This is a genomic window from Actinomyces provencensis (assembly GCF_900155435.1).
Lineage (GTDB): Bacteria > Actinomycetota > Actinomycetes > Actinomycetales > Actinomycetaceae > Pauljensenia > Pauljensenia provencensis.
This window is the reverse complement of sequence record NZ_LT700212.1, coordinates 110,793-114,428: the sequence shown is the minus strand read 5'-3', so window position 1 is coordinate 114,428 and position 3,636 is coordinate 110,793. Positions and strand designations below refer to the sequence as shown.

The window sequence follows — 3,636 nt, the reverse complement described above, 5'->3', positions numbered from 1 at the left end:
GCGCGTGCGCATGCTGCTGGCGGACCCGGGGGCGGAGGAGGGCTCCGGGGCGACGGGACACACCTCCCCGCCCCGCGCGACGTTGCCCCACGGGGCCCGTTGGGCCCTCGACGTCATCACGCCCCGCAGCGAGGCGGCGCTGCCGCTGGAGGAGATGCTGGACGGGGCGGTCGTCTGCGCCGATCTCGACCAGGTCCCGGCCCTGCTGGGGCTCCCGGGGGTCCGGGTGGTGGCCACCGGTGCCGGGGACGTCCTGCGCGACGGCGCCGTGGTGGGTGCGGGCGCCGGGGGGACCTCGGTGCTCACCCTCCACGCCCAGCACGAGGAGGCGGTCTCCGGGGCGCGCGCCGCACTCGGGCGTGAACACGCGGCGGAGGCCGCCCTCGTCGACGCCACCGCGGACCTGGACGCCGCGGTGCACGCCACCAACGAGGCGCTGCGCTCCCTGCGCGCCCAGGACGCGGAGCGTGCACGTGCCACCGAGGCCGCGGCCCGTGCCGCCTCCGCCGCCAGTGCCGCCGCCGCGGAGACGGAGCGTTCGCTGGCCGGGGTCCGCAGGGCGCAGGAACAGGTCGAATGGGCTCAGCAGCAGGTGCTGGAGGCGGAGGAACGCCTGGGTGCCTCCACCGGCATCGTGCCGGACGAGGACCTCTCCCGGGCCCAGCACCACGCCGAGGAGTGCGCTGCCCGGGCGCGCGCCGCCAGGGAGGAGGAGACCACGCGTCGCCTCGCCCTGCGCACGACGGAGGAACGTTCCCGCCAGGCCCAGGGCCGGGCGCGCGCACTGCGCCAGGGGGCGGCCCGCGCACGTGAGGAGCTCGTGCGCCGGGAGCGTTCCGAGGCGCTGCGACTGTCCCGTCTGGAGCGCACACGGGAGGTCGCGGGACTGGCGCAGCGGTGGGTCGCCGCCGCCGCAGGTGCCCTGGCACGTGCCGATCAGGAGCGCACCGCCGCCGAGGAGGCGCGAGAGCAGACCTCCCGACGCGTCCACGAGGTGCGCGGGCGCATCGACACCCTCACCCGGGAGCTGACCGAGGTCACCGGGGTGGGGCACCGCGACGAGATCGCGCGCGCCGAGCTCGACCTGCGCATGGAACAGCTCCGTGCCCGCATCGTGGAGGAGGTCGGCCTCGAACCGGACCAGCTCATCGAGGAGTACGGCCCCCACAACCTCGTCCCCGTCCTCGACCCCGGGGACGGCACGACCCACGGGGTCGAGGCGGACGCGGAGGCGGACGGGTCGGAGGGTGCCGGGCCCGTGCTGGTCCCCTTCGTGCGGGAGGAGCAGGAGCGACTCCTGGAACGCGCGCGACGCGAACTCGAGCGTCTGGGGCGGGTCAACCCCCTGGCCCTGGAGGAGCACGAGGCCCTCTCGCGACGCCACGAGTTCCTCGTCAGCCAGGTCCAGGACCTCAAGTCCTCCAAGGCGGACCTGCTCCACATCATCGACGACGTCGACACCCTGGTCGAGGAGGCATTCGCGAAGGCCTTCCAGGACACCCAGCGCGAGTTCGCCCACACCTTCGAGGTGCTCTTCCCCGGCGGCGAGGGCAACCTGGTCCTCACCGAGCCCGAGGACATGCTCTCCACCGGCATCGAGATCGAGGCCCGCCCCGCGGGCAAACGCGTCAAGAGGCTCTCCCTGCTCTCCGGTGGTGAGCGTTCCCTGGCGGCACTGGCGTTCCTGGTGGCGATCTTCAAGGCGCGTCCCTCGCCCTTCTACGTCATGGACGAGGTCGAGGCCGCCCTGGACGACGTCAACCTCTCGCGCCTGTTGGAGATCTTCCGCGAGCTCCAGCAGAGCAGCCAGTTGATCGTCATCACGCACCAGAAACGCACGATGGAGATCGCCGACGCCCTCTACGGGGTCACGATGCGTGACGGAGTGACCCGCGTCGTCTCCCAGAGGCTCTCCGGAGCACCCGCCACGGCAGGGAGGCACTGAGCGGGGCCACGTGTCGGAATCACCCTCCCCGTCGGCGGGGCTCCGATACATTGTCCCCTGTCGGAACGTCCGGACACAGGGGCGACGCGAGGCGCCGCCCCGGGGAGTGGGGCAGGGATGTCGGAATCGACGGCCAGCGAGATCGTCCGAGGGGTCGGGGGACCGGGCAACATCGTCTCCCTCACGCACTGTGCGACGAGGCTCAGGTTCCAGTTGCGCGACGCCAGCGGGATCGACCAGTCCCAGATCGAGGCGATCCCGGGTGTCATGGGGGCAGTTCCCCAGACCGGCGACCGCTTCCAGGTCGTCATCGGGGGCGGTGTCCAGAACGTCTTCAACGACATCCAGGCACTGCCGGAGATGTCCCGGGGTGCGAGCGCGGCGGACGTGGCCGCGGCGACCAAGGCCGCGGAGCGGGCCAAGGGCCCGCGTGGCAAGGTCGCCTGGCTCGACTCCCTCTTCGAGTTCCTCTCCGACTCCTTCCGGCCCATCCTCGGCGCACTGCTCGGCGCCTCGCTGTTCATCACCTTCATGGCGCTCATGGGCACCATCGGCGTCATCCCGAACTGGGCGGACCCCCGCACGGAGCTGAGCCCGTCGTGGCAGTTCGTCAACCTGGCGTGGAAGTCCGTCTTCGTCTTCCTGCCCCTCATGGTCGCCTACAACGCGTCCAAGAAGCTCGACGTGGACCCCTGGATCGGCTTCGCCGTCATGGCGGTCGTCATGCTGCCGGGATTCACCCAGATGGGGGAGCAGGCCGAGACGCTGACCCTGTGGGGCTCGGAGATCCATGTGGTGCGTGTCCTCGGGCTGCCCCTGACGATCTTCGACTACTCCTCCCAGGTGTTCCCGCCACTGCTCATGGCTGCGGTCCTGGGGCCCCTCTACAAGCTCCTGCGCAGGGTGATCCCTGAGAACGTCCAGCTGATCTTCGTGCCCTTCCTCTCGATGCTGGTCATGATCCCGCTGATGGCCTTCCTCATCGGTCCCATCGGCGTCTACGTCGGTGCCGGTCTGGCCAACCTGCTCAGTGCCATCAACAACTTCTCCCCGTTCATCTTCGCGATCGTCATCCCCCTGCTCTACCCCTTCATGGTGCCGCTGGGCCTGCACTGGCCGATCAACGCCATCATGCTGCTCAACATCCAGAACCTCGGCTACGACTACATCCAGGGGCCCATGGGCGCCTGGAACTTCGCCTGCTTCGGGGCCACTGCGGGTGTCCTCGTCATCGCGGCACGGGCCAAGGACACACAGATGCGCCAGACCGCGACCGGTGCCCTGGCCGCCGGCCTCCTCGGGGGCATCTCGGAACCCTCCCTCTACGGCATCCACCTGCGCTACAAGCGGATCTACCCCCGCATGCTGGTGGGCTGCCTCACCGGCGGTGTCATCATCGGTGTGGGCTCCATGGTCCTGGGTCTGCCCCACGGCATCACGACGCACGCGTTCGTCTTCACCTCGCTGCTGACGATCCCCGCCTTCAACAACATCCCCCTCTACGCGACCGCGGTGGCGGCCGCCTTCTTCACCTCGATGGTGCTCGTGATCATCTCCGACTACCGCACCCCCGAGCAGAAGGCCGAGTTCGAGGCGGCGAAGGCGGCCCGGGCCGCCGCTGCCTCACCGGTGGCCGTCGCACCCGTCCCCGCCGACGAGGACGGCGCTGCCGCCCCCGCGACCTCGGGCGC

At 70.8% G+C, this 3,636-nt stretch carries 2 protein-coding genes; both read left to right on the top strand.

Going from position 1 to position 3,636, the window contains the following annotated elements; translation table 11 throughout:
- On the top strand, nt 1–1,945 hold a 1,945-nt coding region (locus BQ9890_RS00515), incomplete at its 5' end, for an AAA family ATPase (RefSeq protein ID WP_154671914.1).
- Between the two features lie 117 nt (nt 1,946–2,062).
- The coding region (locus tag BQ9890_RS00510) for a PTS transporter subunit EIIC (RefSeq protein WP_075892477.1) at nt 2,063–3,636 on the top strand (1,574 nt) is incomplete at its 3' end.